The 25,638-nt window shown below is 41.4% G+C and carries 20 protein-coding genes, 1 tRNA gene and 2 pseudogenes; 10 read left to right on the plus strand and 13 right to left on the minus strand.

Annotated features, from left to right (window positions below; translation table 11 throughout):
• Positions 1-101 precede the first annotated feature (101 nt).
• The 4 genes and pseudogenes from AC0L6H_RS21545 to AC0L6H_RS21560 form a co-directional block, all read right to left on the minus strand.
• Positions 102-491 (minus strand): MaoP family protein, encoded by a 390-nt coding sequence (locus AC0L6H_RS21545; RefSeq protein WP_473391482.1) that lies wholly within the window; start codon positions 489-491, stop codon positions 102-104.
• Positions 492-730: 239 nt separating this feature from the next.
• Positions 731-1,219: a DUF4442 domain-containing protein gene (locus AC0L6H_RS21550; RefSeq protein ID WP_473391483.1), complete on the minus strand. Its 489-nt coding sequence runs from the start codon at positions 1,217-1,219 to the stop codon at positions 731-733.
• A gap of 110 nt (positions 1,220-1,329) precedes the next feature.
• Complete coding sequence (recQ, locus tag AC0L6H_RS21555) at positions 1,330-3,531, minus strand: DNA helicase RecQ (RefSeq protein ID WP_473391484.1); 2,202 nt, start codon at positions 3,529-3,531, stop codon at positions 1,330-1,332.
• A 99-nt stretch (positions 3,532-3,630) separates the two neighbouring features.
• Positions 3,631-4,217 (minus strand): annotated as a pseudogene (locus AC0L6H_RS21560) (acyl carrier protein phosphodiesterase).
• A gap of 488 nt (positions 4,218-4,705) precedes the next feature.
• Here AC0L6H_RS21560 and AC0L6H_RS21565 point away from each other — a divergent pair.
• Positions 4,706-6,613 carry an alpha-amylase family glycosyl hydrolase gene (locus AC0L6H_RS21565; protein ID WP_473394617.1) on the plus strand — a complete coding sequence of 636 codons (1,908 nt, stop codon included), beginning with the start codon at positions 4,706-4,708 and terminating at the stop codon, positions 6,611-6,613.
• 86 nt (positions 6,614-6,699) lie between these two features.
• Here the strand turns inward: AC0L6H_RS21565 and AC0L6H_RS21570 are convergent.
• Positions 6,700-6,775: transfer RNA gene (locus AC0L6H_RS21570), tRNA-Gly, on the minus strand.
• Positions 6,776-6,896: 121 nt separating this feature from the next.
• Complete coding sequence (orn, locus tag AC0L6H_RS21575; protein WP_473391485.1) at positions 6,897-7,442, minus strand: oligoribonuclease; 546 nt, start codon at positions 7,440-7,442, stop codon at positions 6,897-6,899.
• Positions 7,443-7,556: 114 nt separating this feature from the next.
• On the opposite strand from orn, the gene rsgA reads away from it, so the two are divergent.
• The 4 genes from rsgA to AC0L6H_RS21595 all read left to right on the plus strand — a co-directional run bounded on the left by rsgA (position 7,557) and on the right by AC0L6H_RS21595 (position 11,183).
• Positions 7,557-8,606 carry a small ribosomal subunit biogenesis GTPase RsgA gene (gene rsgA / locus AC0L6H_RS21580; protein ID WP_473391486.1) on the plus strand — a complete coding sequence of 350 codons (1,050 nt, stop codon included), beginning with the start codon at positions 7,557-7,559 and terminating at the stop codon, positions 8,604-8,606.
• Positions 8,607-8,682: 76 nt separating this feature from the next.
• Complete coding sequence (asd, locus tag AC0L6H_RS21585) at positions 8,683-9,531, plus strand: archaetidylserine decarboxylase (RefSeq protein ID WP_473391488.1); 849 nt, start codon at positions 8,683-8,685, stop codon at positions 9,529-9,531.
• Positions 9,532-9,545: 14 nt separating this feature from the next.
• On the plus strand, positions 9,546-10,433 hold the full coding sequence (locus AC0L6H_RS21590) for a DMT family transporter (protein ID WP_473391490.1): 888 nt from the start codon (positions 9,546-9,548) through the stop codon (positions 10,431-10,433).
• A 51-nt stretch (positions 10,434-10,484) separates the two neighbouring features.
• Complete coding sequence (locus AC0L6H_RS21595) at positions 10,485-11,183, plus strand: glycerophosphodiester phosphodiesterase (protein WP_473391491.1); 699 nt, start codon at positions 10,485-10,487, stop codon at positions 11,181-11,183.
• Positions 11,184-11,221: 38 nt separating this feature from the next.
• Here AC0L6H_RS21595 and AC0L6H_RS21600 read toward each other — a convergent pair whose 3' ends face one another.
• From AC0L6H_RS21600 to typA, 5 genes are all read right to left on the minus strand, one after another.
• A complete protein-coding gene (locus tag AC0L6H_RS21600; RefSeq protein ID WP_473394619.1) occupies positions 11,222-11,632 on the minus strand; it encodes a MerC domain-containing protein in 411 nt (136 codons plus the stop codon).
• A gap of 237 nt (positions 11,633-11,869) precedes the next feature.
• Complete coding sequence (locus AC0L6H_RS21605) at positions 11,870-12,730, minus strand: divergent polysaccharide deacetylase family protein (protein ID WP_473391492.1); 861 nt, start codon at positions 12,728-12,730, stop codon at positions 11,870-11,872.
• A 327-nt stretch (positions 12,731-13,057) separates the two neighbouring features.
• Positions 13,058-13,759, minus strand: a complete 702-nt coding sequence (locus AC0L6H_RS21610) for an SOS response-associated peptidase family protein (protein ID WP_473391493.1) — start codon at positions 13,757-13,759, stop codon at positions 13,058-13,060.
• A 29-nt stretch (positions 13,760-13,788) separates the two neighbouring features.
• On the minus strand, positions 13,789-14,913 hold the full coding sequence (locus AC0L6H_RS21615; RefSeq protein WP_473391494.1) for a MalY/PatB family protein: 1,125 nt from the start codon (positions 14,911-14,913) through the stop codon (positions 13,789-13,791).
• A 309-nt stretch (positions 14,914-15,222) separates the two neighbouring features.
• Positions 15,223-17,046 carry a translational GTPase TypA gene (typA, locus tag AC0L6H_RS21620; protein WP_473391495.1) on the minus strand — a complete coding sequence of 608 codons (1,824 nt, stop codon included), beginning with the start codon at positions 17,044-17,046 and terminating at the stop codon, positions 15,223-15,225.
• Between the two features lie 443 nt (positions 17,047-17,489).
• Here typA and glnA point away from each other — a divergent pair, with 443 nt between their 5' ends.
• The 4 genes and pseudogenes from glnA (at position 17,490) to glnG (ending at position 22,233) form a co-directional block, all read left to right on the plus strand.
• A complete protein-coding gene (glnA, locus tag AC0L6H_RS21625) occupies positions 17,490-18,899 on the plus strand; it encodes a glutamate--ammonia ligase (RefSeq protein ID WP_473391496.1) in 1,410 nt (469 codons plus the stop codon).
• Between the two features lie 132 nt (positions 18,900-19,031).
• Positions 19,032-19,559 (plus strand): hypothetical protein, encoded by a 528-nt coding sequence (locus AC0L6H_RS21630; protein WP_473391498.1) that lies wholly within the window; start codon positions 19,032-19,034, stop codon positions 19,557-19,559.
• Positions 19,560-19,683: 124 nt separating this feature from the next.
• Positions 19,684-20,830 (plus strand): annotated as a pseudogene (gene glnL / locus AC0L6H_RS21635) (nitrogen regulation protein NR(II)).
• Positions 20,827-22,233 (plus strand): nitrogen regulation protein NR(I), encoded by a 1,407-nt coding sequence (gene glnG, locus AC0L6H_RS21640; protein WP_473391499.1) that lies wholly within the window; start codon positions 20,827-20,829, stop codon positions 22,231-22,233. Before glnL ends, glnG begins: the two are co-directional and overlap by 4 nt.
• 47 nt (positions 22,234-22,280) lie before the next feature.
• Here glnG and AC0L6H_RS21645 read toward each other — a convergent pair whose 3' ends face one another.
• Both AC0L6H_RS21645 and AC0L6H_RS21650 read right to left on the minus strand, forming a co-directional pair.
• On the minus strand, positions 22,281-23,777 hold the full coding sequence (locus tag AC0L6H_RS21645; RefSeq protein ID WP_473391500.1) for an ATP-binding protein: 1,497 nt from the start codon (positions 23,775-23,777) through the stop codon (positions 22,281-22,283).
• A 1-nt stretch (position 23,778) separates the two neighbouring features.
• Positions 23,779-24,519 (minus strand): response regulator transcription factor, encoded by a 741-nt coding sequence (locus tag AC0L6H_RS21650; protein ID WP_473391501.1) that lies wholly within the window; start codon positions 24,517-24,519, stop codon positions 23,779-23,781.
• 297 nt (positions 24,520-24,816) lie between these two features.
• Here AC0L6H_RS21650 and AC0L6H_RS21655 point away from each other — a divergent pair, with 297 nt between their 5' ends.
• Positions 24,817-25,632 (plus strand): peptidylprolyl isomerase, encoded by an 816-nt coding sequence (locus tag AC0L6H_RS21655; RefSeq protein ID WP_473391503.1) that lies wholly within the window; start codon positions 24,817-24,819, stop codon positions 25,630-25,632.
• Positions 25,633-25,638: the final 6 nt, after the last annotated feature.

Below are 25,638 nucleotides of genomic sequence, written 5' to 3' on the forward strand. Positions count from 1 at the left end.
AAAAGCCAAAAAGTGAGACATCTATCCCTATATACGAGTTTTTTAGGATAGACGTTGCAAAAATGAAAGGCAGTGCAGGCTAAAAGCGCACTATTATCCTACTAATCATCAATATCGATGTCGTCATCATCGTCAAGATCATGCACACGGTCATCATCTTCTTGGCTAGCGACTTTCTTAGTCCCGTATATACTACCAGTTTTTGGACGATTAATACGTTTTTGATACTTCAGCCAAGCACGCTGTGCGGTATCTTGAGGTTGCAAATCCCCGTGGGCAGAAGCAAGCACATCGGCGTCTTCTTGGTCTTGAGGTTGAAGGTGGCCGTCAACTAAGGCGGCAATATAACAACCGTACTCAGACAGGGCCCTACTTTCTGATATAGAAAAATCTCCAGAACGTGAAAATCCATAAGGATAATTCTTTGGATCACTAAAGACTTTTCGAAGTAAAACTTCTTTGCTTAAGGCTTGGCCAGATGATCTAGACACGTAACATTACTCCGATAATCAAGTTCAAAAAAAACAGCACGAATTTTTTGCAATGTTTACGCCTGATTATTGGCCTTGTCAATCATTAATTGTGTTATGTAAAGCATTATTCTAAAACCACAGAAAAGTCTTTTTAATTCTTCTAAAAAATGAGGTTTTTATGTGTCAGTGTGGTCTAATCTTTGCGTCAACAAATAACGGGGCATATACGGGGCATAGTAAGAAACCACAATAAGGGACTAACTACGTGTTATCCATGCCCAATTCATTTCACAAATGACCGGCTCTTCGTTGCTTTCATCTGTTACTTTAACCGCAACCATAATGTCGCCTTTGTCTGCACTTTGCATCAGCGCTATTTGTTCGTCGCTCACCCATGCAACAGCCTTCATTGAACCGGTCGACCGGCGCACATACTTTAGATTCATAGTTTTGATTAACGGAAGTTTGTCACCAGGTAAGTTTAAGCCAACCACAAACCCTGTTGCGGACTCTGCCAGCAAAGCCATGGTGGCAGCATGCACTTGGCCAATATGATTGCGCACCTTAGTTCGATTTTTAACAAAAAACGTGACACTTTGTAAGTCAGTGTCGATAATTTCTAGTTTAGTTGTGCCAACTAATTTCACCTTAAAGCGAAAGACCCAAGTCAATAATCTCATGGACAACCATTTGGGATAGGTGAGCGTTTTTTCTGCAAAAGTACGCAAGGGATTTACTGTTTTCATGGCGACCTTATATATACGTGGTTCTGCAGTGCATTAATAGTAGGAAACGCAACTGGTCTGATGAGGTTGGTTTGCAGTATATCACGCAAGCCCAGAATGTACATAACAGCCTATATTTGGGCCAAATAAAGTACCCTCAATAAATGTAATTGTTCGTAGCTAAACCTAGCATTAAGAGCGTCATAAACTGGCTTCAAACGCTCAGTACCATTATCCTTAAAAGCCTGTGCACTCTCTAAAATTTCTTGCTCACTCAATCCTAATTCAGCCTTAAAAACTGCCGTATTTGCGAACTTCTTGTCGGCTTGCACATATTTGTAAAGATGATTGAAAATGGTATTTGCTTGTACTTTATGCTGTTGCGATAAGGCTAAAATCGAGAAACCATCATCAAATTGTTGGGCTATCTCTTGTGTTTTAGCGCCAATATTAGGCTTCGTTGTTTTGCGTTTGCTTGCTTGTGATGGACTTGCCTCATTCGTTATTTCAGCCTTAGCATGTTCGCGGCAATAAGCACTAATAATCGTGATAAAGATCTCACCGTATTTTTCAAGTTTAGCTTGGCCAACGCCATGTATTTTTAAGAGCGTTTCCTCACTTTGCGGGAAATAGTGCGCCATTTCATGAAGTGAACGGTCCGCAAATATAGCGTAAGGAGGCACGGCAGATTCGTCGGCTAAGGCTTTGCGTTTACGCTTAAGTAAATCAAGCAGCGCGTTGTCGCATTCTATTTGCTTGCTATTACTTTTTGAAGAATGTTTGGGCACAGCTTTTTGCAATTGAGCAAAAAATGGCACATTACCTTTTAAAAGATCACTAGCTTGGGCTGTTAGGCGCAGGCTACCGAAGCTTTCATCCTGAACTAACAAGCCTTTTTGAATAAGTTGTCGCGCTAAAGCCATCCATTGTTTTTTGCTTAACTCCAAGCCAATATTGTAGGTTGACAGTAAGTTGTGTTGATTTTGCAACACCTTTTCGGCATTTGAACCGCGCAGCACATCAACGATATGGCTAGCCCCAAACCGCTGCCCAGTGCGCAGCACACAAGATAAGAATTTTTGTGCAACTACCGTTAAATCTGATTTTTCTTTATCTTCGTTTAAGCAGTTATCGCATTGTTGGCAATTGTCAGCAAACTCTGTTTCGCCAAAATAACGTAGCAGTACAATGCGTCGGCAATCTTCTGTTTCGGCGAGGGCGAGCATTTGACTTAAATGCATATTTGCAAGGCGGCGCTGTTGTTCGTCGTGCATTTGGTCAATAAAGTAGCGTATTTTGCCGGTATCACCATAACCAAATAAAAGTAAGCAATCGGCTTGTAAACCATCTCGCCCCGCCCTTCCTATTTGTTGGTAGTAGCCTTCAATATTCTTGGGTAAATCATAGTGTAAAACATAGCGCACGTCAGGCTTGTTAATCCCCATCCCAAAAGCGATTGTGGCAACAATAATATCAACGTCATCATAAACAAATTTATGCTGGCTATCACTTCGCTTTTGGCTGTTTAAACCAGCATGATAAGGCATAGCCTTATATCCATCATCGATAAGTTTTTTGGCTAATTCGTCAACGCTAGAACGCGATTGGCAATAAATAATACCAGATTGCTCTGGATGCCTATCAATACAGGCTTTTGCTTGCTGATATGGATTATCTTTGTGTGCCACTTCAATATATAAATTTGGGCGGTCAAAACTTGATATAAATTCGGCATTGTCATCAATTCCTAACTGCCTTTTAATATCTTCTCGAACTCTTGGCGTAGCGGTAGCGGTTAGCGCGATCACGACTGCATTCGGAAAGTAATCTACAAGTTGGTGCAACTGTCTATATTCAGGTCTAAATTCGTGACCCCACTCAGATATACAATGTGCTTCGTCAATCGCGATACATGCAATTTTCTGTGCTTGTAGCAAGCTAATAACTGGCGATTGCAGAACCGTTTCTGGCGCTAAAAACAAAAGTTTTATCTCGCCTTTTGCGATAGCGTCAAAATTGTGTTGATATTCATGAGTGCTTAAGGTGCTATTGAGCACACATGCAGGCACGTCAAGCTCCTCTAGTTGCCTGACTTGATCCTGCATTAACGAAATAAGTGGCGAAATAACAATAGTTAAGCCCTCAAATACGATACCAGGAATTTGGTAGCAAAGAGACTTGCCGCCACCGGTAGGCATTATCGCTAGCGTATTAAGGCCACTAAGCACATTATTGATAATTTGTTGCTGCGAGCTTCTAAAATGATCAAAGCCAAAAACGTTTTTTAGCGCTTCGTTCGCAGCATTCATTTGAATAATTTGATTTTCTGACATAAGACAAATAAAGATTAAAAGTTAGCGAACAATCTACGTCACTCCCATAAAAACACAAGGGCATATTTGTAAATCTATACCCAAGGGCAGGCCTAGTTATTAGCGAGCAAAGTCGTGACTACGGCAGTATGAGATAAGCTCAGGATAGAATTCACCAAAGGCATTTTGAAAAAGGTGGTCATGTTGGTGGACAAAATCTACTGCTGCATCAGCAAAAACAATGCGTTTATCCAGCCTTTTTTCTATTTGAAAAAAAGCCCGATGTGCCGCTTCACGTTGAGTATAATCATGCAGCCATTTATAAGACAATAAACCTTGCTTGACCTGTGCAAATCGCCCAGGTAAAACTAACTCCGTATTTGCCAATGAATGATAAAACGATGACAGAACGCGCGCCAAGCTGGCATCATTATAAAGGTCCCAATCACGGCAAAGTAAATGGTCAAAGTAAATATCGATGACGACGCCAGACATGCGTCTAATATCTCGAGGGAAGGCTTTTTTAATTTCTTCACCAAAGCGTGTTGATCGGTAAACGTATCAACAGCACGGTGCAAGCGCACTCCTTGCTCTATAGCAGGAGGGAGATGAGCCAAATCACTCCCCTTTACAAAATCCCCTAAAAAGTTCCCCAACAAACTCGTTTTGGTAAGATGCGCTAAATGGATATGAGCAACATAATTCAAACGAATATTCCAATAGTAGTGAAAGATGACAACGTTAGCGCATATGCGCCCATTAAACCAGAATGCGTTGCTAATTTTGGATGTACAACAAGGTCTTTTGAGCGGACAGTATTTAGCATGACTAGCAAGTTGTTTAGCTTTGTGTGTAACATAAAAAAACTGGGTAAAGCTAATGCTTTACCCAGAAAGTTCACACGGAGTAAGGGGACAACTTACCTATTTGCACACAATATCAATCGACCGGACATTTACGCAAAATTAGTCATAGGAAACTTTTGCCATGCACGCCTTAATCGATTAAGATATGCTAATAAAAGTTATATTTAGTGTAAACAAAATGTGCTTAGTTCAGGTGTGTTTATTTTCTGAGTTTGATTACGTGGCTGTAATCATTTAAAAACCCTATAAATTCACAGCGACTAAAACAGATTATTTATATTGTTTGCATACCAAAGTTTACAAGTTCAAAAGTCGAGCCAAGAATTATGATGAATTACGCAACAGAAAGCCAACGTACCCTCAAACGCATACTCAGCGACCTAAACGTGAAAGGCATAAACGCGGCCGATAAAGCCATATTTGAAGAACGTTTGCACACTCACTTTGAAAAGTTATTTACTTGCTACCATATCGTTTATGGATGGCAATATGATTTCTACTACCACTTACAGTCCTTGGTCACAAAGCTTGCCTTAAGCTACGCTAATCGCAGTCGCGCGTTAAAGAACAAAGACCAAAAGAAACTCGCTGACCCTACTTGGTATCGTCGTAACGATATGTTGGGGATGGCTTGCTATGTTGACTTGTTTGGTGGTGATTTTGACGGATTGAAAAAGCGCATCCCTTACCTGAAAAGTCGCGGAATCAATTATCTGCACCTTATGCCATTGTATAAATCTCCCGAAGGCGACAGCGATGGCGGTTACGCTGTTTCAGATTATCGTCAAACAAATCCTTCACTTGGCAGTATCGCTGAGCTTAAAAGCTTAGCTACAGCACTCAATAAAGCGGGTATAAACCTAGTTTTGGATTTCGTTTTCAACCATACGTCTGACGAACACGAATGGGCTTTGCAAGCCAAGCAAGGTAACGCAGAGTTTCAGCAATATTATTATATGTTTGACGATAAAACTGAGCCTAATAAGTATGAGGAGAATCTACGCGAAATTTTCCCACAAGTACGCCGTGGTAACTTTAGTTTTGAGCCAAGTTGCAAAAAGTGGGTTTGGACTACCTTTAATAATTTTCAATGGGATCTAAACTACGCTAATCCTGTGGTGTTTAATGCCATTACCGAAGAGATGTTATTTCTTGCCAATATAGGCTGCGACGCATTGCGCCTAGATGCACTCGCCTTTATTTGGAAAGAAATGGGCACGACCTGCGAAAATCAAGACAAAGCACATACATTAATTCAAGCATTCAACGCATGTTTGCAAATAGTCTCACCGGCAGTTGTGTTTAAAAGTGAAGCAATTGTGCATCCTGATGAAGTGGTAAAATATATTGATGTCGACGAGTGTCAGTTATCTTACAACCCATTGTTGATGGCACTTATTTGGAATAGCTTAGCCACTCGCAAAACGCGGCTTATGACAGCTTCGATGCAAAAAACAGGGAATATCAATAACGATTGTACCTGGGTTAATTATGTTCGTTGTCATGACGATATTGGTTGGACCTTCGATGATGAACTTGCAAATAGCCTAGGGATCAATGGTGATGACCATCGCCGCTTCCTAAATCAATTCTATACTGGCCGATTTGAGGGCAGTTTTGCCTCTGGCGTCCCTTTTGGCGAAAACCCAAGTACTGGTGATTGCAGAGTATGTGGTAGCTTAGCGTCGTTGTGTGGACTTGAACAAGCCATAGAAAAAAACGATGCACATCTGCTTGCCCTTGCTGTTAAAAGAGTACTGCTGGTGCATTCAGTTATTTTGACTGTTGGTGGCATTCCTCTTTTATACGCAGGAGACGAACTCGGCCTCACTAATGATTACCGCTATCAAAACGATGTAACCAAATCCCATGATGAACGCTGGGTGCATCGCATAGACGTGAGTACAGAACAATTACAACAATCTCCTCACCCTTTAATTTCGGATGGTTTAGATAACTTAATACAAGTACGTCAGCGCTATTCAATCTTTGGTGACGCCCAAACACACTTCTTGGACGCACCCAACCAACACTGTTTCGCGTATTTACGTTTATCTGAATCGAGTAAATTATTGTGTGTGGTAAATTTCAGTGAATACAAACTGTCGCTGTCGCCTGAATTCTTTAAGGTCTTAGGAAGTTCTGTATGTAGCGACTTAGTCACGAATCAGACAGTAGACTGCATGCAAAGCCAAACGCTAGACGCATATCAGTTTATGTGGCTTTATGTTGCATAAGCTGTATGTGTTGCATAAGCTTTGAGCGGCAAAAGTAGCGTAAGTTGTGTGGGGTACTTTTTGTGATAATACAAAGGAAGAAAGATTGGAGCGGGAAACGAGATTCGAACTCGCGACCTCGACCTTGGCAAGGTCGCGCTCTACCAACTGAGCTATTCCCGCAATCTGGAGGCGCATTATAAAAAAATTTTGCGCCGGTGCAAGTACTATTTTGCGAATTTCTGAATTTTTTAACAAATTCCACGTGAATTGATGAAAAAAATACTTTGCAAAAGAAAGAAGGTTAAATCTTAAACACCGTCTCACGATAAAATTTCATTTCGTCAATAGACTCCATGATGTCATCTAAAGCAAGGTGAATTCCTTTCTTTTTAAAGCCTGTTAATACTTCAGGCTTCCATCTAGCTGTGAGCTCTTTAATGGTGCTTACATCAATATTACGATAATGAAAATAAGCTTCAAGCTGTGGCATGTATTTCACTAAAAAACGTCGGTCTTGACCAATCGTATTTCCGCACAAGGGTGACTTTCCTGCTGGCACGTAGTTTTGCAAAAACTCAATAGTTAATGCGGATGCTTGTTCTACATCGATGTCGCTATCTTTACAGCGCTGCGTTAAGCCTGTCGCTCCATGGGTTTTTACGCACCACTCATCCATGTTATCAAGAACGTCATCACTTTGATGAACTGCAATAACAGGGCCTGTTGCAAGTATATTTAATTGAGCATCAGTTACTATTGTCGCAATTTCAAGTACAACGCATGTTTCAGGATCAAGTCCTGTCATTTCCATATCTATCCAGACAAGATTTTGTTCATTCAACGACATTTACTTTCCTACTCATTTCTGTTGGTCATGGTCACAGTTAAACCCGCTCTAGGCTAACGCTACTGAACAAGGTATCATGTTGCACAACATTCGCCAATATACGCTAGTAATTACGTGTCTAAAAAACCAAAATTATCGAAAAATCAGCAACGTCAAATAGCTAAAAATCGCAACAAACGTATCGTTGCAAATGACAAGGCTTCGCCAACGAAAGCTGAAGATAATAGTTCATTGGGCGAACTCACCGACGGCCGTGTCATTAGCCGATTTGGCAAACAAGCCATTGTTGAAACCTCAAGCGCTGATCGCACTCAACACAAGTGTTATATCCGTAGAACGATTAAATCGGTGGTGTGTGGTGACAATGTCGTGTTTAGGCCAAGTACGACAGCAGAAGAGCGAGACCGCGGGATTATTGAAGTAGTTGTAGACCGTAAAAGCGAACTTTCCCGCCCTGATTATTACGATGGTTTAAAACCAATCGCCGCTAATATTGATCAAATTATTGTGGTTGCGAGCATTGTGCCTGCATTATCTACGCATATTATTGACCGCTATTTGGTTGCCTGCGAACATGCGCAAATCCCGCCCATCGTAGTGGTGAATAAAGTTGAACTGCTAAGCGACGAAGAGTTAATCGCGGTCAAAAAAGAACTTCTTGTATACGAACAAATTGGCTACAAAATAATTTTTGCAAGTTGTAAAACTCAAGCGGGATTAGACGAACTCACAAGCGTATTAAAAGACAAAGTCAATGTCTTAGTGGGTCAAAGTGGTGTGGGCAAATCAAGTCTAATAAATCAATTGCTGCCAGACTCCCAAGAAGTCGTTGGTGAGGTATCTGATAACTCAGGACTAGGCACACACACCACCACCGCCGCAAAACTTATTCCCTTTAGTCTGGGCGGAGAGCTTATTGACTCACCAGGTGTAAGGGAATTTGGTCTTTGGCATTTACCTGTTAGTGACATTACCCAAGGATTTGTCGAATTTAGAGCCTATTTAGGGGGCTGTAAATTTAGTGATTGTACTCACCGTAACGACCCTGGCTGCCTTATTCGAGAAGCCGTTGAAGAAAATAAAATCGATGTCCTACGCTATCAAAGCTATCTGAAAATTGTCGACTCCTTAGACCAGAACCGACCTGCTTATATCAAAGAATAATCGTCTGGCGACTATTAACACTACCCAAATTTCATCTATGTTATACAATACAAGGCCTTAAACCGGAGAAAAGTTTGTGATTGATTGGATTAAAGTACGCGCGCAATATATTTTGCCAAAACATTTGTTGTCAAGATTAGTAGGCAAACTCGCCGCTGCAAAAGCTGGTGTGCTTACCCAGTTCCTTATTAAGATATTTATAAAAGCCTTCAAAATCGACATGACAGAAGCGCTTTTTGAGCAGCCTAGCGCATATGACACTTTCAACGCCTTTTTTACCCGTCCTTTAAAAGATGGCATCCGTCCAATAGTTGAGGGTGAAGATACTTTATGCCAGCCCGTAGATGGCAAAGTAAGTCAATTCGGCGACATTATTGGAGATAAGGTATTCCAAGCCAAAGGCCATGATTATAGCCTTACGACTTTATTAGGTGGAAAACCAGAACTCGCGCAGTGCTTTAAAGGTGGTAAGTTTGTTACCATTTACTTAGCGCCAAAAGACTACCACCGAATTCACATGCCCATTGCAGGCAAACTCACTGACACATTACATGTCCCAGGCGAGCTTTTTTCCGTTAACCCCTTAACAGCTGAAAACGTCCCGGGTTTATTTGCACGCAATGAACGAGTGGTTACATTATTTGACACATCAGTAGGTAAAGTCGCACTCGTACTTGTAGGCGCAACCATTGTGGCAAGTATCGAAACAGTTTGGGCTGGAAACATTACTCCACCGGCTGGTAAGTATGTACAGCATTGGCAGCATAATGATGAAGAAATAAGCCTAGAGAAAGGGGAAGAGATGGGCCGCTTTAAGCTGGGCTCAACCGTGGTCCTTTGCTTCGAATCCGATAAAATCGAGTTTGAAGATTTGTCAGCGGGTGATGTTACTCGCCTCGGAGAAGCTCTAGCAAAAGCGCTTTGAAGAAAATCGGCGCTATGAATCCCGTTAAACGCAGTCTAATTAACTTACATCTTACGGTTATGTTACTTGGCGGCACGGCATTATTTTCTAGACTGATTGAATTGTCAGCCTTAGATATTACCTTTGGCCGCTCGCTTCCAGGGTTTCTAATGCTATTTTTGTTTGTGAAACTAAGCGGTGAGTCCCTAAAGCTCAATAACACCAAAGACTATTTTATTGGTATAGGCTTAGGCGTCATTATGGCTGTGCATTGGGTAACTTATTTTGCATCCATGCAATACGCAACGGTGTCGGTGGGCATCATTGCATTGTTTACCTTCCCAGTCATTACTGTCCTACTAGAACCTTTCTTCGAGAAAATTAGGATTTGCTGGCAAGACATCGCCAGCGCTTTGATTGTCTTACTAGGGATCTGGTTTATAGTCCCAACGGTGTCTTTGTCAAATGATGTCACCTTAGGGGTGCTTATAGGTGTATTTTCTGCCTTTTTGTATGCGATTCGTAACCTTATGCATCGTCGCTTCTTCTCACATTATTCAGGCTCAAAGGCAATGGCTTACCAAATTATGGTGATATGCCCCTGTTTAATATTTTTCGTGTCCGATGATTTTACATCGATGGGTCTAGAAACCGCACTATTACTCCTGCTGCTTGGCACAATTTTTACAGCCCTTCCCCATGCTATGGTCGCCAATGCACTTAAACATTTGCGTGCTAAAACCTTTTCATTAGTTGCCTGTATGCAGCCTTTTTATGGAGTAATATTTGCGATAGTATTGCTTAATGAGTCGCCAACTTGGCAAACTCTCTTTGGCGGTATACTGGTCATCTCTGCGGCCATATACGAAACAATTAACGCCCATAGAGAACAGCGCGCACTTGACAGAGAAACTGAATTTTAAGTCAATTCTCGTTTAAGTCTGCTGTTCTTAGCTAACAAAATGGAAAAAATTATGCACATAATTGCTCATAGAGGAGTAAGCGCACACTACCATGAAAATACTATAGAAGCTTTTGAAAAAGCCTTAGAAATCGGTGTCTATGGCATTGAGCTTGATCTTCACCAAGTAGAAGATCAATTTGTCATATTTCATGACTTTCAACTTGACCGTTTAGCGCAAACTCGCGGCGACCTTGCAGATTTATCTTTAGCACAAATTGCGACCCTACGTCTTAAACAAGAACACAAACTACCTTTGCTTACCGAACTTTTTGACTTAGTCAAAGGCAAGTGTATGCTAAATTTGGAATTGAAGTTTATTAGCGATCCTCAACAGCTGCTATCTCAAGTCAACCAGTATATTGGTGAGTATGGTTCAGACGTCGTTATCTCTTCATTTAATCATCCTTTGCTTAAGCAATTACAAGTTTTGGTACGAGGCACGCCCTTTGAAAAACACATTAAGTTTGGTGGTTTAATCGCTCATTTGCCAGTGGATATGGCGCAATATGCTGTAGATTTAGGGCTAGCAATAGCCGGTATTGATGCAGAATTGGTGACCAAAGAGTTTGTTGAACACGCACACAGCAAAAACATCGAAGTGTGGAGTTACACAGTTAATTTTGAAAAAGGCTGTATGAAGCTTAATAAGATGGGCGTGGACGCAGTATTTAGTAACGATCCGGCGTTACTGCGTCAGTATGCGGAATAAAACCTGATAATTACTCAAGGACCTTCATGTGAGACAGTCTAGCAAGTCTCACAAGTTTTGCATTTTTTACATAAACGTAAATTAGCTACATGCGCAATGATGATTAAAAGCGCACCAATAGCGATAGTAATCGGCTCATATTGCTCACCAAAGATGTGTTTATTCCAATATATCAAACCGCCTAGGACGAGTGAGTATATAGGATAAAGTTGGCGATGATATTTGTGGAAACCAATGAATAAGGCTGCAAAACCAACTAATATTGAACCGCTAAGAATAACACGTTCAAACCAAGCTTCGGCAACGAATGAGCTTGCAACTAAAGGAGCCAATGGAATTAACACTGGCAGAAGTAAGCAATGAAGCGCACACAAACTCGTCAACCACACGCCAAAGCGGTCAAGCTTACTGTTATTTTTAACAATAATGGCGGGGATATCAGAAGACATGCGAGTACCCACCATGTCGTTATTAATATCTTGTGATTTGATGCCTACTATTTTCAATCTAACGAGCCTATTAGTTAACGTTTATATTACTGTCACGCATATGCGAAAAGAATCGGCGACGTATGCTGCCACCTTCATGATGTTATAGTATAACATCTAAATGAAAATTGGAACACTCGAAGGACTAATTTTTACAGATAAAGACAATCACAGTAACGATATTAATTTTACAGCGACTCAATCTTCAGGAGAAACCTTCGCATAAACATCATCTTCAAAAGGAACTGCCTGTGTCGTCACTAAGCGAGGGTTGGTTCTAAACTTGTTGGTCTCTTGCAAGTATTCGCTTAAGGTAACTAAACTAATATCACTTGGTAAGTTAGGCAATTGCTTTGTTAAAAACGCCAAGGTGACAGGATAAGGATGAGCAATCAATATTGCCTTTTTATTTTGTTTTGCACGTTTAATAGCGAGCGCAAATTGATGAGCAATAAACGCTTCTTTTTGCACATGGTCTAAAAACACATGACGACTTGCCGCTTTTACGCCGCGTTGATTAGCAATTAACTTAGCCTTAGTAAAGCGAGTGGTACGACTATCTACAAAAAACAAATTATTCGCTTCCAATACATTCATGAAGCTTGTCATCTGCAAAGTCATTTGGGTTAATTTACTGCCCATATGGTTATTGACACCAACCGCGTGAGGGACTGTTTTCAACGCATTTAAAACCGCACTTTCTACTTCATCGGGATACATACTTGCAAGCAAAGGACCCGGCCCTAAACGTTCGTCATGCAAAGACTCCATTGGCATATGCAACATCACTTCCCTGTTTTGTTGAGATGCATAGTAAGAAAATTCAGTAGAGTATTGTGTATGCGGCAAAATTGAGAAAGTAATATCTTTAGGCAATGAAAACGCATTAATATCAGCGGCTTTTGCGCCAATGTCGTCAATAATAATCGCAAGTTGATACTTAGGCTCAACATTTCTGGCTTTTAGCACTTGTGGCAAGGTAGAAGCAGCAACACTCGAAATTTCAATAGAGTTTGTTGCTGCGAATACTTGGCCTGAAGAAGCCAAACCCAAGATCAAGATCAGAGATGCCTGGAGATTCACCAAAAATTTAAGGGACTTAGTTTGCAAAGCGCTCATAGGTATATATTAGGGAGTTATGTAAAGCATATCAGTAACTTGCAAGAATTACACCTGTTTGCAAAACGCCTCACTTTAAGACCCCAAAAAATTAATAAAAATATTATCCAACAGGCTGCAGGGCCTAAGCTAGAAAGGCCAGACAGGCTATACAAAAATTAAATATATAACTAAATTAATGTCTTAGGCGAAAAGCTAGCCGTCGCAAATATGGCTTTTTTACATCAGCACACAACAAATTTTTGACGTTTGCCACAACGGATGGCCTTAGCTTTCGATGTCACTAAAAAGAGTGTCATTAACATTGCCTACTATTTGCTTATGCTTGTAAGTCTTAACGCGCTGCACATGCAAAGTTGGGTAAAGTTTTGGTGAACGCAATAGAGCATCGATTTGTGGATGCTGGGCACTGTCTTCTCCTAACCAAATGTGTAAAAAAATATCATCAATGGGAAGAAATAAAGGAAAGGCTTTATCGTGATATGGCGACATTTTAGGGTGGGCATCTCGCGTGATAATAGCGCAGCAATAATCTCCATTGCGTAATTTTCGATAAACGGCGCCGAGCATAAATGGCTGCTGAGATTGCATTAAATATTGGTGCTTTGTTTTACCGACTAATTTAGATTCTCCCAGTTGACTGGCTAAAATAAGCCCTCGCTTATGATTGATGGCACTTTTCCAAAAAGGACTATCTAAATTCCTGGCATTAAAGCTGGTTCGTTTGCCAAGGCGTGTCTCATTATTCTGGCTGATTGCGTCAAACCACCAAATCGCATTTACTTGCTTAATAACATTATCTTCATTGATAAGAAGGGGAATACGTTTTTGAGTATCGCCACCAAAGGCGGGATAGGCGCTGTAATTGGGCCAATTAACTAACGTGAGTGCCACCGGCGCTGACAGCGCCGCGGTCCAATCGGGGTACTCTCGTATGCTTGCGTTTTCATAGCTAACAAATCCACACATTACTTGTACTAATACACCTTTCCCAGTTTCTAGGACTGTAAGCGCGCAACCATTTGCTTAACAAAATCTAACGAGCAACCAAAATTAAGCCTAAAGTGACTAGGCTCCCCAAAGTCTTTCCCTGGTGACGGCCCTACTCCTTTGTTTTCGCACCACAATTGCGTGTTTTCTACATTTAGTTTTGTTGCATCGACCCACAATAAAAAAGTCGCTTGAGGTGATACGGCGTGCAAGCCTTCAATTTTATTAATGGCGCTAACCAAGTAGTCGCGGTTTGCGCGCAAATAGCTCAACTGTTGCTCTCGCCAAGCGTTGCATTCATTAAACGCAGCTTCTACCGCAACTAGCCCTAATACATTAGGCCAAGGTACAATTCCAGCTCCGGCCTTGACAAAGTTATTGCGAACTTTTGCATTGGGAATGATGGCAAATGAGGTCCCTAAACCAGCTACGTTAAACGTTTTACTTGCTGCCATAAGCGTAACTGAATTTTCACTAATGCGTTCAATAGCACCCGCAGGGATATGCTTAGAGCCATCTAAAATAAGGTCGCAATGAATCTCATCACTACATAACATAACGCCATTCGCCTCACATATGCTAGCAACACGCTCAAGCTCAGATTCACTCAGCACTGCACCAACCGGATTCATGGGATTGCACAGTATGAACAATTTACATTCCGGCCTCGCAGCTTCTTTCGCTAGCGCGTCAAAATCAATCGTGTAACGTTGGCCGTCAAGTATTGTCCCAATATGTATAGGCTTAAGGCCATTTAAAGCAGGGGCGGCTAACAGGGGCGGATAATTGGGCGTTTGGATCATAACTGAGTCGCCCGGCTGACAAAATGCTTTGCAGGCCATGTTAAAAGCAGGCACAACCCCAGGTGTCCACACAATCCAATTGGCTTGAATATGCCAATCATATTGCTTCGCACACCATTTTATTACAGCATCAATCGCTGGTGTATAGTGTTGAGGTAAAGTATATCCTAAAGCACCGTGATCGATTCGTGCCTTAAGTGCCTCGCTAATCGCCGAGGCACAAGCAAACTCCGTGTCAGCAATCCAAGCAGGAAGAATATCTTTCCCTTTATACTTTTCCCATTTGTATGCAAAGGTGCCATCTCTTGATGGTGTAATATCAAAATTCACTAGTCAATCTCATCGCAGTAGTTAGATGCCAAAATACGCGTCTTGTTGAATACTAAGACATATTGGCTAATTTTTGTTAATAACTAACAATACGCTAAGACAGTAGCAAATAGAATATGTGAACACTAAGAAAGTATATAAAACGACTTAAGTGGGTAAATTATGCCCAATCCCGATCAATAAGAAGTAAAAGAAGAGTGACAAGCGGGATGTAAAAAGTGATCCTACAATTACGTAAATGCGCAATCGAACTTGCATAACAGTTTGTGCGCAACAAAACTGTTACGCACAAATGTTAAAAAACACTAATTAGCTTTTTGGCGCACGACCAGCGCGTTTACGCTCATTTTCGGTAAGTAGCTTTTTACGAATACGAATACTAACTGGCGTAACCTCTACAAGTTCATCATCATCAATAAACTCCAGCGCCTGCTCCAAAGTGTAAACGATTGGCGGCACCAAGGTTTGCGCTTCGTCGGTTCCCGAGGCACGTACGTTAGTTAATTGCTTACCCTTAAGGGCGTTTACAGTTAAGTCGTTATCGCGGCTATGAATACCTATGACCATGCCTTCGTATACTTCAACACCATGACCAATAAACAAACGACCACGCTCTTGCAAGTTAAACAATGCATTGGTTAAGGCTTTACCCGTTGCATTGGCAATAAGAACACCGTTTTTACGTTGACCAATATTGCCGCCTTTGTGCGGACCGTAGTGATCAAATGTGTGGTATAACAAACCAGAACCAGAGGTCATGGTCATGAAGTCTGTTTGGAAACCAATTAAGCCACGGCTAGGGATCACGAAATCAAGCCTAACGCGTCCTTTTCCGTCTGGCGACATATCCGCCATTTCTGCTTTACGAATACCAAGTTGTTCCATCATAGACCCTTGATGCTGCTCTTCTACGTCAACCGTTAAGGTTTCATAGGGTTCCATCAACTGGCCATTTTCTTCTTTCAAAATAACTTCAGGACGCGAGACGGCAAGCTCATAACCTTCGCGGCGCATGTTTTCGATTAATATGCCTAAGTGAAGCTCACCACGACCTGATACTCTAAACTTATCAGGGTCAGCTGTTTCTTCAACACGTAAAGCAACGTTATGAATCAATTCTGTTTGTAAACGTTCAAGGATATTACGCGAAGTAACGTATTTGCCTTCTTTACCTGCGAAAGGTGAAGTATTCACTTGGAAGGTCATGGTAACCGTTGGTTCATCTACCGATAAAGGAACTAGCGCTTCTACCTTAGTCACGTCACAAACTGTATCAGATATTTTCAATTCACCTAAGCCTGTAATCGCAATAATATCGCCTGCTTCAGCAGACTCTACATCGTGACGGTCAAGTCCTAAATAGCCAAGGACCTTACCCACTTTACCATTGCGCTTTTCGCCTTTAGCGTTAACCACAGTAACTTGTTGATTGATTTTAACAGTACCACGGGTAATACGACCAATGCCGATAACGCCGACATAAGAGTTATAATCAAGCTGAGAAATTTGCATTTGGAAGGGGCCGTCAGGATCAGCATCTGGCGCCGCAACTTTAGAAACGATGGTTTCGAATAAGGGCGTCATATCATCGCTTTTCACGTCAACATCATTTGATGCCCAACCATTTAATGCCGATGCATAAACAACATCAAAATCAAGCTGGTCGTCAGTTGCGCCTAAGTTGTCAAACAAATCAAAAACTTGATCCATTACCCAATCTGGACGAGCACCTGGCTTATCAATTTTGTTAATAACGACTATTGGCTTTAAGCCTTGAGCGAATGCTTTTTGGGTCACAAAGCGGGTTTGTGGCATTGGGCCTTCTTGGGCATCAACTAAAAGCAGTACTGAGTCGGCCATTGACATAACTCGTTCTACTTCACCGCCAAAGTCGGCGTGTCCGGGAGTATCTACGATATTGATGCGATACTCATTCCAGTTGATTGCCGTGTTTTTAGCAAGAATGGTAATGCCGCGCTCTTTTTCAATATCATTAGAGTCCATTACACGTTCTTCTGCTACTCCGCGGCTCTCTAGCGTACCTGATTGTTGAAGAAGTTTGTCTACCAATGTTGTTTTACCATGGTCGACGTGCGCTATTATCGCGATATTGCGAAGATTTTTTACTGACATTACAGATTCTCATTAAGGGCTGTGGTAGCAAATTTATGCATACCCAGCTCATTGTGATAGTTAAGTTGGGCGCGGATTGTACAGATTTATTGCGCAATAAGCGACAAACTTATCTGTTTTATCATTAAATTTTCACAAAGCTTCTCGCAAAAGTTCATTGCACAAAAACAATGCGCACCATTATGATGCATAAAATCATTAAAAAGCTCTATTGCGGTGCGTCAAAAGAAAGCCCAAAACATCCACATCCCGTGGAACCCGCGTGTTTTAAGCACTATTAATAATTTGATAAATGGCACGTTTATCGCTTATAGTGCAATCAGGAAAATTTACTGCAATACTAAAGCAAGAGTTTAGTGCACTTTATGTTGGATGAAACGCGCACATGAGAATGTGAGTGTTAATGACAACCTTTTACATGACAACGAAACGGGAGAACCTTTATGTCATACGAGTCAGCGTTGGAACTGATTAAAGAAACAGAAGCTAAGTTTGTTGATTTACGCTTCACAGATACCAAAGGAAAAGAGCAACACGTATCTATTCCATCTCACCAAGTAAACGATGATTTCTTTGAAGAAGGAAAAATGTTCGACGGTTCTTCAATTAGTGGATGGAAAGGCATTAACGAATCTGACATGATCCTTATGCCAGACCCAACTACAGCGGTATTGGACCCATTCGCTGAAGAAACACAAATCAACATTCGCTGTGACATATTAGAACCTACAACGATGCAAGGCTATTCACGTGACCCACGCTCAATAGCACGCCGCGCTGAAGAATACTTAGTGTCTACCGGCATTGGTGATAAAGTCTTATTTGGTCCAGAGCCTGAGTTCTTTATGTTTGACGATGTTCGTTTCCACACTGACATGGCCGGTTCATTCTTTAAAATCGATTCTGAAGAAGCTAAATGGAATGCAGGTTCTGAGTACGAAGGAGGCAACTTAGCTCACCGTCCAGGCGTTAAAGGCGGCTATTTCCCAGTACCACCAGTTGATTCAGGCCACGACATTCGTGCTGCAATGTGTATGGTTATGGAAGAAATGGGCCTTACCGTTGAAGCTCATCACCACGAAGTAGCGACTGCTGGACAAAATGAGATTGCTTGTTTGTTCAATACTATGGTCAAAAAAGCTGATGAAATCCAAATCTATAAGTACGTTGTTCATAATGTTGCGCATGCTTACGACAAGAGCGCAACGTTTATGCCTAAGCCATTAGTTGGCGACAACGGGTCTGGTATGCACTGTCACCAATCAATCAGTAAAGACGGCAAAAACATTTTTGCAGGCGACAGCTACGCTGGCTTGTCTGAAGAAGCCTTATATTACATTGGTGGTATAATTAAGCATGCGCATGCGATTAACGCATTCGCTAACGCCTCTACCAACTCTTATAAGCGTTTGGTCCCAGGGTTTGAAGCACCTGTTATGCTTGCATATTCTGCTCGTAACCGCAGTGCGTCGATTCGTATTCCATATGTTACAAGCGAAAGAGCACGTCGTATAGAAGTACGCTTCCCTGACCCAACTGCTAACCCATACCTAGCGTTTGCAGCAATGTTAATGGCTGGCCTTGACGGCATCAAAAATAAAATTCACCCTGGTGAAGCTGCAGATAAAGATCTTTATGACTTACCACCAGAAGAAGCTGCAAACATTCCACAAGTGGCTGGTTCACTTGAAGAAGCCCTTGCTGCCCTTGATAAAGACCGTGCCTTCCTAACTGAAGGCGGTGTAATGTCAGACGAAATGATTGATGCCTATATAGCACTTAAAAATGAAGAAGTGTTGACCATTAAAATGGCAACACACCCGCTTGAGTTCGATATGTACTACAGCGTGTAATAATAAGAGTTATAAGTGTTTGTATCGCAAACACTTATTTCATTTGATACTTAGCCTGCAAATGCAGGCTTTTTTTTGTCCAAATTAACGTAATATAGACTGAAGAATAGCACTTTTCATGAGGTGAACTAGATGCGTTTAATACAGCTTAAAATGATTGTTGCTACATTATTGACAGCTTTGTTGTTAGTAACAACGACTGTTGGCGCATCTAATAAAGTGTTCAAAACTATCCATAAAGACGGTAGCGTGACCTATTCGGACCAAGAAACCCCCGGCTCAATCGAAGTTATTTTAAATGTACCGACTAGCACCTTTGAGTCTAGAGCAATACAACCCCACCCTGTTGTTCAACGTACGCAGAAAGAAAAAATAACCCACACCGTTACAATATTAAGTCCACAACCCGAAGCAACAGTGCGCAGTAATTCAGGTGAAATATCGATTGGCGCGTCAATAGAACCCAAGGTGGGCGGCTTTTTCCAACTGCATATAAACGAACAAATCCATGAATCTGCCACAGGCATGTTCAGGCTCACGAACATGGAACGTGGCGCCTATAACTACACTGTAAAATTTATCGACAACTCGGGCAAGATTATTGCATCTAGTGAATCAAGAAATTTGTATTTGCACCAAGCTTCAGCATTAATCAACTAAATTCTGTTTGAGCCCCCTATCCATAGGCTTTAATAGCGATATTTTAAGATACTAAATATCACTGACTTGCACCGGCGAATACATTAATATACTTTATTGCACTAATTGAGTGCGCATGACTATGATGTACTTGGAGATAGCTTTGGTTGACGATCGCCACAATTACGAATTGTTTTTGAATTCGCTTAAAACAGCGCTTATTTTAGTGAATGACAAATTTGAGGTGACTTTTGCCAATGATGCCGCCCTTAACTTGCTTGAAACCGGTATTAATCAAGTAAAAGAAAGACCCCTCAACGAGTTCTTGGTAGACGACAATCTAAATCAACAACAAATATTAAAAGCGTTAGAAACAAAAGAAGATTATAGAGAAACTGGCGTGCCTATGTGTTTTAGAGAAGGACGTTGCACCACTGTTGATATTAACGCAAATATCATTTCGGTAAATGGTGAAATAAATGCCCTACTTGAAATAAACCCCGTCGATAAACAGCGAAAAATCACACAAGAATCACAACAATATGCCCAGCAAGTTGCTGCAAGAGACTTAGTGAGAGGATTAGCTCACGAGATAAAAAACCCTTTAGGTGGTATTCGCGGCGCAGCCCAATTTGCTAGAAAAAAAGCTGCATCACCCTGAAGAAAAAGAGTTCACACAGATGATAATCGACCAAGCAGACCGATTACGCAACCTTGTTGATAGGTTATTAGGGCCTAATTCACTGCCACAAAAACGTTTATTTAATTTGCACCAAATACTCGATAAAGCACAATCAGTCATTATGAATGATTTATCATTTTCGATGCAAATAACGCGCGATTACGATCCTTCCATTCCCGACTTATATGCTGATCCTGACATGCTCCAACAAGCCATATTGAATATTGCTCGCAACGCGTCCCAAGCACTACAAATGCATCAAGCTGCTGATGGTCAAGCGCCAATGATAACCTTTAAAACAAGAATTGAACGCCAGTGCGTCATTAAAGGAGTACGACATCAGCTAAGCGCCAGGGTCAGTATTATAGATAACGGCCCGGGCATACCAACACAGCTTAAAGATACCTTATTCTACCCCATGGTCAGTAGTAAAGAACACGGCAGCGGTTTAGGACTTTCAATCGCTCAAACACTTACCGATCATCACAATGGAAAAATAGACGTGCAAAGTTATCCCGGGTTTACAGAATTTACGATTTACATTCCTATTCTAAAACAACAACAAAGTGATGCCGTAGCGCTGAAAAAACACAAGGATATGAACATATGAGCAAATCAGTATGGATAGTTGATGACGACAATTCAATTCGTTGGGTATTAGAGAAAGCATTGACTGCAGCAAATATAGCCTGCTTGTCTTTCGACAACCCGGAGGATTTACTTCTACAAATACAATCTGGCCAAGCACCCATGGTGATAGTCTCAGATGTACGTATGCCACAAATGGATGGTATGCAATTACTAGAAGAAGTACATAAGCACTATCCTGAACTGCCGGTTATCATAATGACCGCACATTCTGATTTAGATAGTGCGGTGAATGCATATCAAAGCGGCGCCTTTGAATATCTGCCGAAGCCATTTGATGTTGATGAAGCTGTAGCATTAACCAAACGAGCTTTAGAACATGCAAAAGAATACTCATCTCACATCAGTATCGAAAAGGAAAACCCAAGCAAAGAGATTATTGGCGCAGCGCCAGCAATGCAGGAAGTATTTCGAGCCATAGGGCGCCTGTCAAGATCGTCTATTAGCGTCCTTATTAATGGGCAGTCTGGTTCAGGAAAAGAGCTAGTTGCACAAGCGCTGCATAAACATAGTCCGCGCGCTCGTCAATCCTTCGTTGCGTTGAACATGGCAGCAATTCCAAAAGACTTAGTCGAATCAGAACTGTTTGGGCATGAAAAAGGCGCGTTTACCGGTGCTCAAAATATGCGTACAGGACGCTTCGAACAAGCCGATGGCGGCACGCTATTTTTAGACGAAATTGGTGACATGCCTGTAGATGTACAAACTCGACTGTTAAGAGTCCTCGCCGACGGGCAGTTTTACCGCGTCGGTGGACACAACCCTGTGTCGGTCGATGTCAGAATTATTGCCGCAACTCACCAAGATTTAGAAAAGAAAGTAAGCGATGGTAGCTTTAGAGAAGATTTATATCATCGATTAAATGTCATCAAAATTCATATCCCGTCGCTGAACGAAAGACGCGAAGATATACCCGTGCTAGCAAGGCATTTCTTAGTTAAAGCAGCAAAAGAACTGGGCGTTGATTTAAAAAGCTTAAGTGATGAAGCAGCCCAAAAACTCAGTAGCTTTAACTGGCCTGGAAATGTGCGCCAGCTCGAAAATACTTGTCGATGGTTAACCGTAATGGCGAGTGGGCAAGAAATAAAACCGGCTGATTTTCCGCCTGAATTATCAACCACAAAAGAGAGCGCTAAAAATGACAAACAGCAGAGTGAATGGACCGACTTATTGTCTATATGGGCTGACGAGCAACTACAAACAGGCAAAAACGAAATTTTAGACCAAGCACTAATCCACTTTGAAAAAGTACTTCTAAAACGAGCTTTAGTCCATACCCATGGGCATAAGCAAGAAGCCGCAAAACGCTTAGGTTGGGGCCGAAATACCTTAACGCGTAAGCTCAAAGAACTTGATGTAGAATAAAATATGCAAAGTGCTTGTGTTCCATTAACAACTAGCACTTTTCGATTTTAGGTAGGTTCTGCATTTGACAAAGAGAAACTAAAACTTGTTCCCCTACCAAGTTCACTTTGTACAACTAAGTTAGAACCAAGTAATAGTACCAACTTTTGGCTAATAGCTAAGCCAAGCCCAACATGCGCTGTTGCGTCTCGTTTAGTGTTTGACGCTTGATATCGAGCATCAAATATATAAGCGACTTCTTCAGGTGCAATACCCACCCCTGAATCAACAACATTGATTTGAATCTGTTCCCCACGTGTTATTACACTAATATCTATACGCCCATCTTGCGGCGTATGACGAATCGCATTCTCAAGAAGATTGGAAAGTACACGTTCTAGCTTTTCAATATCGGCCTTAACGTAGGCATTTACTTTTTGTGCATGAACACTTAATTGAATATTCTTTTCGTCAGCCTTTATTTTAAACTTAGCGGCAATATCATGCAGTAATTCTGTTAAAACAAAGTTTTCGTTTTTAAGTTTAATATGCCCGCTTTCTAAATAAGCTAGCTCGAAAATTTGATCTATCAATCGCTTCAAATTATGTAAATTCTTAAGCGATATATCAATAAAGCGTTGCCGCTCAGGTGCCTTAAGGCTTTCGCCTTTCAAGGCTAAAGTTTCAACATAGCCTTGAAGGTTAGCAAGCGGGGTACGAAGATCGTGTGAAAGATCAGTCAATAAACTACGTCTTTGTACATCTGTGCTTTTTATTTGCTGCCATTGTAAATCGATATGCTTTAGCATCTCATTAAACGAAAACCCTAAGCGCTGAACCTCATTGCGGCTATCATCTTTCCATGGCAATAAAGTCACCCCTGAATTCTCGAGGTTAAATCCACTGTTACGAAAAGAATCCATGTCGTCGCTTAGCCTCTTTAAAGGCAATGTAAATACCCTAAAAAGCAGTAATAAGGCAAAGAAGAGAAACAAAGTACCAGCAACAATAATAAGCGCAAATTGTTGGATACCGTTACTTTGCTTTAAGCTATCAACCACAGAGTCATACTGCGCCCCACCAATAATTACATACAAATAGCCTTGCAAAGTATCCTCATTAAACACCGGGGCAACTGAAAATATTTTATCTCGCGTTGTAGATTTAGGATCGGTACCATACAAGGGAAAACTATCACTGCCATTTAATAGTGCTGTTACTGGCGCTAAATCTATCTGCTCGGTCAAGACATCTCCATTCTCGGGCGAGTAAGTTAAAATATTGCCTTGAGGATCTACAAAATAAAATTCAAAACTGGGGCCGAGTACCATCAGGGTATGAAACAAGTTTTTAAGTGCGTCGTAATCATAAACACCTGTTTTTAATAGAGGGTTATCTTGTACAAGATGACTTGCCAACTGCAAATGCAAACGCTGTTCGCCTTCATGGGTTACCGATTCTTGTAAATAAGATGAGGCCACAACAAATAAAGTAATTACGCAAAAAAATACCGCAACTAAGCTTACCGATAAACGCTGATAAAAGCACAAACGAGGACGCCACATATTACACCCTCGTATTGGTGGTGCTAGGTGAAACTTGCTTAACACTATTAAATTTATAGCCTACGCCCCACACAGTTTGCACATATTCAGGGTTGGCAGCATCTAATTCAACCTTTGCACGTAAACGGTTGATATGAGAGTTAACAGTGTGCTCATAGCCGCTATGTTGATAGCCCCACACTGATTCAAGTAACTGCGCTCTTGAAAATACTTGATTGGGATGTTTCATTAAATGATATAAAAGGTCAAATTCGGTAGCGGTAAGCTCAACAGCAACGGTATTACACAACACTTCCCGAGTTTGTTGGTTTATTCTTATCTTGCCCTGCTCGATATAATGACTAGGTGTGGCTGGTTGTTGCTGAATACTGCTAAGCAAATGCGCTTTTCTTATTTGTGAACGCACTCTAGCTTGCAGCTCCCTTATACTGAAGGGTTTGGTCATATAATCATCGGCACCCAACTCTAAACCAAGTACGCGGTCGGTTTCTGAATTTTTGGCTGTTAACATGATAATCGCCTGTTCGGGTTTTTCCTCGCGCAGCTTGCGACAAATATCTAAACCGCCCAATGAAGGCAGCATCACATCTAAAAGTACCAATGCATAATCATTTTTAAGCGCAGACTCAAGCCCTTGCTGACCATCATCAAAGTGATCAATAGCCAAGCCCAGTTCAGTCAAATTCACGCTAATTAAGGTAGCAATATCTAAATCATCTTCAACCACTAAAACTTTGTCCATTTTCTTCCTCGCTGGGTCTTTTCTGCCTTAATCGCTACTTTTTTATAAAATGTTTATCGCAAGCTAATAGTATAGACCTTAAAGTAGCGTCATTTATTTCATTACCTAGCCTAAAGCGAAGACATACCAAACTGCTTTGTAGGAATTATGATTGATAGTTCTAAAGAAAGTATCACAGAAGTTTAGAAAAATGGTGCTTTTGACTAAAAGGCTAGTATTGCGAATATAGCTACTATATTATTCGGGCCACAATTTATATCGCCCATTTTATTTTGCTCATTCGAAACGGAACTCATCGTGAAAGAAATCTCAAAACTTACCGCTTTTATTTTCGCAATTTCTTGTTTACTCGCTTCTACCACAGTTCACGCGACTGTTGTTGAGGTACGTACGAGTATTGGTGACTTTCAAATAAACCTTTTTGATACGGCAACGCCGCGCACTGTCGAAAACTTCTTGTCATATGTCAATGCTGGTGCTTACGCTAACAATACAGTGCACCGCACGTCGCCTAATTTTGTTATTCAAATGGGCGGATTTCAATACGCTAATAGCTTTCCACCTGAGCAAATCCCTACAGGCACGACCGTTCTAAATGAGCCCGTTCTATCAAATTTGCGAGGAACAGTGGCTATGGCTAAGTTAGGCGGAGATCCAAATAGTGCCACTTCTCAGTTTTTTGTTAATTTATCTGATAATAGTGCGGGCTCTGCTAGGCTCGATACCGAGAACGGCGGCTATACAGTATTTGGACAGGTTCTTGGAAATGGTATGGACATTGTAGAGCAAATTGCAGCGTTGCCGCGTTTTGGCTATTCGTCGCCATTTGCAGAGCTACCATTGAGAAATTTTTCACAAACAGATGCGCTAAACGGCGTGACGCCAACAGATGAAAATTTAGTCATCATTACTGACATTGTGGTGATAGATGCGACTGTCTCAACCAACCCTAATTTAAATCCAGCCGCCAACACTTTGATCAACAATGTCGTTAGCCCAACTCAACCTTCAAGCGATAGTGGCGGCGGTAGTACTAGCGCGATATACTTAGGCTTACTTGCCATGGTCTATGTAACCCGTCGTCGAATTGTAAAAACAAAGAATACCAGATAGTAGAAA

This window comes from Glaciecola sp. G7-5, from assembly GCF_055808975.1.